At 56.4% G+C, this 4,216-nt stretch carries 3 protein-coding genes and 1 pseudogene; 2 read left to right on the plus strand and 2 right to left on the minus strand.

Annotated elements, in window-relative coordinates:
• Positions 1-204 (plus strand): annotated as a pseudogene (locus L248_RS16245) (hypothetical protein); the annotation flags it as partial.
• A gap of 101 nt (positions 205-305) precedes the next feature.
• Here the strand turns inward: L248_RS16245 and L248_RS13000 are convergent.
• Both L248_RS13000 and L248_RS13005 read right to left on the minus strand, forming a co-directional pair.
• A complete protein-coding gene (locus L248_RS13000; protein WP_022530715.1) occupies positions 306-1,649 on the minus strand; it encodes a C1 family peptidase in 1,344 nt (447 codons plus the stop codon).
• Positions 1,650-1,760: 111 nt separating this feature from the next.
• Positions 1,761-3,080 carry a C1 family peptidase gene (locus tag L248_RS13005; protein ID WP_022530716.1) on the minus strand — a complete coding sequence of 440 codons (1,320 nt, stop codon included), beginning with the start codon at positions 3,078-3,080 and terminating at the stop codon, positions 1,761-1,763.
• 107 nt (positions 3,081-3,187) lie between these two features.
• Between L248_RS13005 and L248_RS13010 the strand changes: the two genes are divergently transcribed.
• Entirely contained in the window at positions 3,188-4,153 is a 966-nt protein-coding gene (locus L248_RS13010) for a LacI family DNA-binding transcriptional regulator (protein ID WP_022530717.1), read from the plus strand.
• Positions 4,154-4,216: the final 63 nt, after the last annotated feature.

The following is a 4,216-nucleotide window of genomic DNA, read 5'->3' on the forward strand; positions in this document are numbered from 1 at the left end:
CGCCGGACAATTCTGCAGGAAGGTCAATCGCAGCACACCGTTCTGGTGGCCTCACATAATTTAGACGAGCTGGCACGAGTCACGCACCAAGGGTTTATTCTCGTCAACCAGCAGATCCAACCAATCACTTTTGCGGATAATACAGAATTAGAACAATTATACCGACACCACTTTCCGGAACAGGGAGAGATGACCAGATCGTAATCACCGGGCGCCAATACCCAAAAGCAACCGTTTCACCAATCGTTCCGCCATAACAAAAAAGCCCCGGCGCAAACCGGGGCTTTTCTCAGTGAATCATTCAATTACAGTGCCAACGCACCCATCGGATCCCACGGTGCCAGGACCTTGGGCTTGTCGAATTCGGACTCGAAGGCTTGCTTCAGGTCAGCCGGCAGGAACTTCTTGTTGATGACGACTTGGTAGACGAACTGGTCGAACCACTTGTCGCTCATGACGAAGTAGCCCTTGTCGCCGACCTTGTCACCCCAGGAGTTCTCGACCTTCCACTTGGTGGGCTTGCCGTCCACCAGGTCAACACCGGTCAAGACCATGGCGTGGGTCATCAGGGACTCGCCGTAGTCCAGGCGCTGGGCCTTGGTCATCGTTAGGTCAACGTCGAAGAGGCCGTCAACATTGTAGAAGTCAGTGTCCATGATGCCCTTCTGGCGTTCAGAACTCTTGCCCACATCGGAACCGAACCAGACAGTCTCGCCGGCTTGCAGCTGCTTCACGGCCAATGCCTTGAAGGTGTCGATGTCCAGGTTCAGGTGGCGGACTTGGCGGCCGCCCACCACGTTGCCCAGGAACTCCACGGTGTAGACGTGCTTATACGGCTTGTCATCCGTGGGAGAGTTGATGATGGAGATATAATCCGGGGTATTCCAGCCGACATACTTGCGGAAGAAAGTCTGCGGGGTGAGGTCCCGGTCATAGGTATATTCCTTGTCATCATTCTTGTATTCCCAGTCGAACTTCGTCGGCGGGTTGCCCAGGCTGTAAACCAGGATGCGGTAAACTTCAGACAGCATCTTGGACTTGGCGGCAGCGATGTCGGCCTCGCTGGCCTTATTCGCCACCATCTCCCGCAGTTTCACGGCATCGCCGCGCAGCTTCAGGTTCAATGTGTTGTTCAGCTCGCTGGACTTGGAGGAGTTGTACGTTTCCGGCATCACGCTCTGGGGCACGACACCGTACTTCTCGATCAAGGCCATCAGCATGTCCCACTGGCCGCCGTCTTGCTGCGGAGTGGCCATGAGGAAGTCGACTTTGCGGTCGCCCAGGGGCAGATCTGCGGTGGCTAAGACATTCTCGTAGAACCAGTTAGACTTCTCGAACTTGTCCCAGAAGTTGGTGTAGTTCTGCGACAGCTCGAAGCCCTTCAGCTTGTACTGGGCTTGGATCGGGTGGCGCATGGTGTTCAGCGCCGCGAACATCCAGCAGCGGCCGGATTGCTTTTGGTTAGCGACGGAACCGGTGTCGATCTCAACAGAGAAGACCGGGTCCATGGCGACCTGGCTGGCCATGTTTTCACTGGATGCCAGGATGCCGTTTTTCATCACGGTGTTTTGCAAGGCACTGGACTTCGGTGTCTTGGCAGTTGCTTCTTTATACCCAGCGATATCCTGGGCAGTAATTTCTTTTGCCAATGTGTGACCTCCTAATGTGTGAACGATTCGCCATGCCGTTTGTCTGCTTTTCTAATGAAGAAAGGCGACGGCATGTCTCCATACTACATGGAAAATGAGCCGTGGACAACCTTAACTGAGGGCGTCCCAAGCCGGCAGGACGGTGGGCGCTTTGGCCCAGGCCGTCGTTTCCTCAGCCGTCATGTACTTGGTGGGAATGACGGCCTCGTAGACGTACGCGTTAAACCACGCATCATCCATGGTAAAATAACCTTTGTGGCCGTTCTTATCGCCCCAAGAATTCTCCACCTTCCACTTGGTGGGGGCCCCGTTGACCAGGTCCACCCCGGTCAGCGTCATGGCGTGGGAGACTTGACCCTGCTTGGTATCCAAGCGGACTGCTTTGTCCCGGTTCACGTGAATGTTGAACAGGTCGTCTGTCGCGTACAGGTCAGCGGCCAAGTAGCCGGCGGTCCGGTCCATTTCTTCCGTGACATCGCAGCCGAACCAGATCGGTGTGTTGTCCTGGAGGGCTTGGACGCACAGGGCCTTCAAGCGGTCCGGGGCGACGTTCAGAAATTCGGTCCCGGGGGCACCGACGACGTTCCCCTGGCGGTCAATGGTGTAACGCACGTTGTACTGCTTATCCGCTTGCGGGGAACTGGCGAAGCACACGTAATCATTCAGGTGCTGTTTGAATTCCTTGTTCAGAAATTCGAGCGGGGTCGCTGTGATGGTGTGGAAGTTCTTGTCATCGTCGCGGTACTGATAGGTAAATTCCGTGGGCGGTGTACCGAACGCGTAAGTCGTGATGCGGTAGACTTCGGCCATGAAGTCGTTCTTCTTGGCTTCGACTGCCGTCTCCCCAGCGCCGTCTTGGATCATTTGGCGCAGCGCGATGGCATCTTTACGCAGTTTGGTGTTCAAGACGCTGGAATATTGAGTCGTCGCTTCCGAGCTGGCTGTTTCCGGCATCACGCTCTTGGGCACGACGCCGTATTTCTGGGTCAGCGCAATGGCGTAGGTCCACTGGCCGCCATCGGAATCCGGGTCGGCGAAGAGGGCGGCCACATTGCGGTCCGTCCGGGGACGATCCGCCGTGGCGATGATCTGCTCATAGAACCAGTTGGCCTTTTCCAGCCGGTCATAGAATGAGTTGTAGTTCTGAGACAGCTCAAAGTCCTTGACCTTGTGGGTCGCGGCGAATTCGTGGCGCAGCATGTTGAGCGCGGCAAACAGCCAGCAGCGGCCGGAGCGTTTCTGGTTGCTGACAGCGCCGGTATCGACCTCAACAGAGAACGTCGGGTCTAACTTGTCCGCAACAGCATTGTTATAGCTGGCGGCATTGATTCCGTTTTTCTGGGTGGCGCCGGCCAGAACAGATGCCGCCGGTTGGGCTTGGGTTTCCTGCGCATATGCGGCGATTTGATCCGCCGTAATTTCTTGGGACATTTAATCAACTCCTCACATCAATAGAATTAGCTTAGTACAAACCAACAGCCGGTGCAAGAAAACATTGGCGGGACGTGCTCAGCAGGATAACAGAAAGAGGGATCAGCATGGCGACTTTAGGCGATGTGGCGGCGAAAGCCCACGTTTCTAAAATGACTGTGTCCCGGGTGATCAACCACCCGGAAAAAGTGACACGGGAGCTGCGGGAGCTCGTCTATGCCGCGATGAACGACCTGAACTACCAGCCTAACATCGCAGCCAAGGCACTGGCCAATAACCGCACGCAAATTGTGAAATTGTTCATTTTGGAGAAGATGGACACCGTGGAACCTTATTATATGAATTTACTGGCCGGCTTAGCCGATGCCCTCGATGAGAAAAACTACGCGCTGCAGCTGGTGACGAAGAACAGTCTGGAAGTCGGCAACTGTGACGGCTACGTGGTCACGGGCATGCGCAACAAGGATTACGGCTGGCTGGAGACGGTGGAGAAACCCATCGTCCTGTACGGCGAGAATCAAATGGGTTTCGATTACGTCGACACCGACAACGTCCTGGGCATCAAGACCAGCACCAATTACGCCCTGACCTGCGGCTACACCAACATTGTCTACATCGGTATCAATCTGCCCGAAGCCTTCGCCCAGTCGCGTGAGCAGGGCTATACACTGGCGATGACCGTGCACCATGCCCAGCCGCAGATTTACCGGCTGGACAACCGTTCCCACCTCAGCGAGGCATTGATCGACGCCCATTTTTCCGAATTTCCAAAGAACACCTGCTTCGTCTGTGCTTCGGATCGGTTAGCCATCGGCGTGGAGCGGGCGATCCAGCGGCAGGGCGGGCGGATTCCTGACGACTACGGTGTCATCGGTTTCGACGGTGTCTTCCTGGACCGCATCGGGTCGCCGCAGCTGACGACGATTCGCCAGCCGGTCCAGAAGATGGGCTACGAGACGGGGCGGATGGTGCTGAACAAGATCGAAGAAAACGGCCTCCCTCAAGGCCACGAAGTCTTCGTCCCCACACTCGTCCCCCGCGGCACGACCCGACCGCCGCAGGCGCAAGGGTAAGTCTCGCGAGGCCCGGCGATTTGGGCCCTCCGGCTGGCTGGGCGGGCGAAGCGAAGCAAGTGC

The organism is Schleiferilactobacillus shenzhenensis LY-73 (assembly GCF_000469325.1).
Lineage (GTDB): Bacteria > Bacillota > Bacilli > Lactobacillales > Lactobacillaceae > Schleiferilactobacillus > Schleiferilactobacillus shenzhenensis.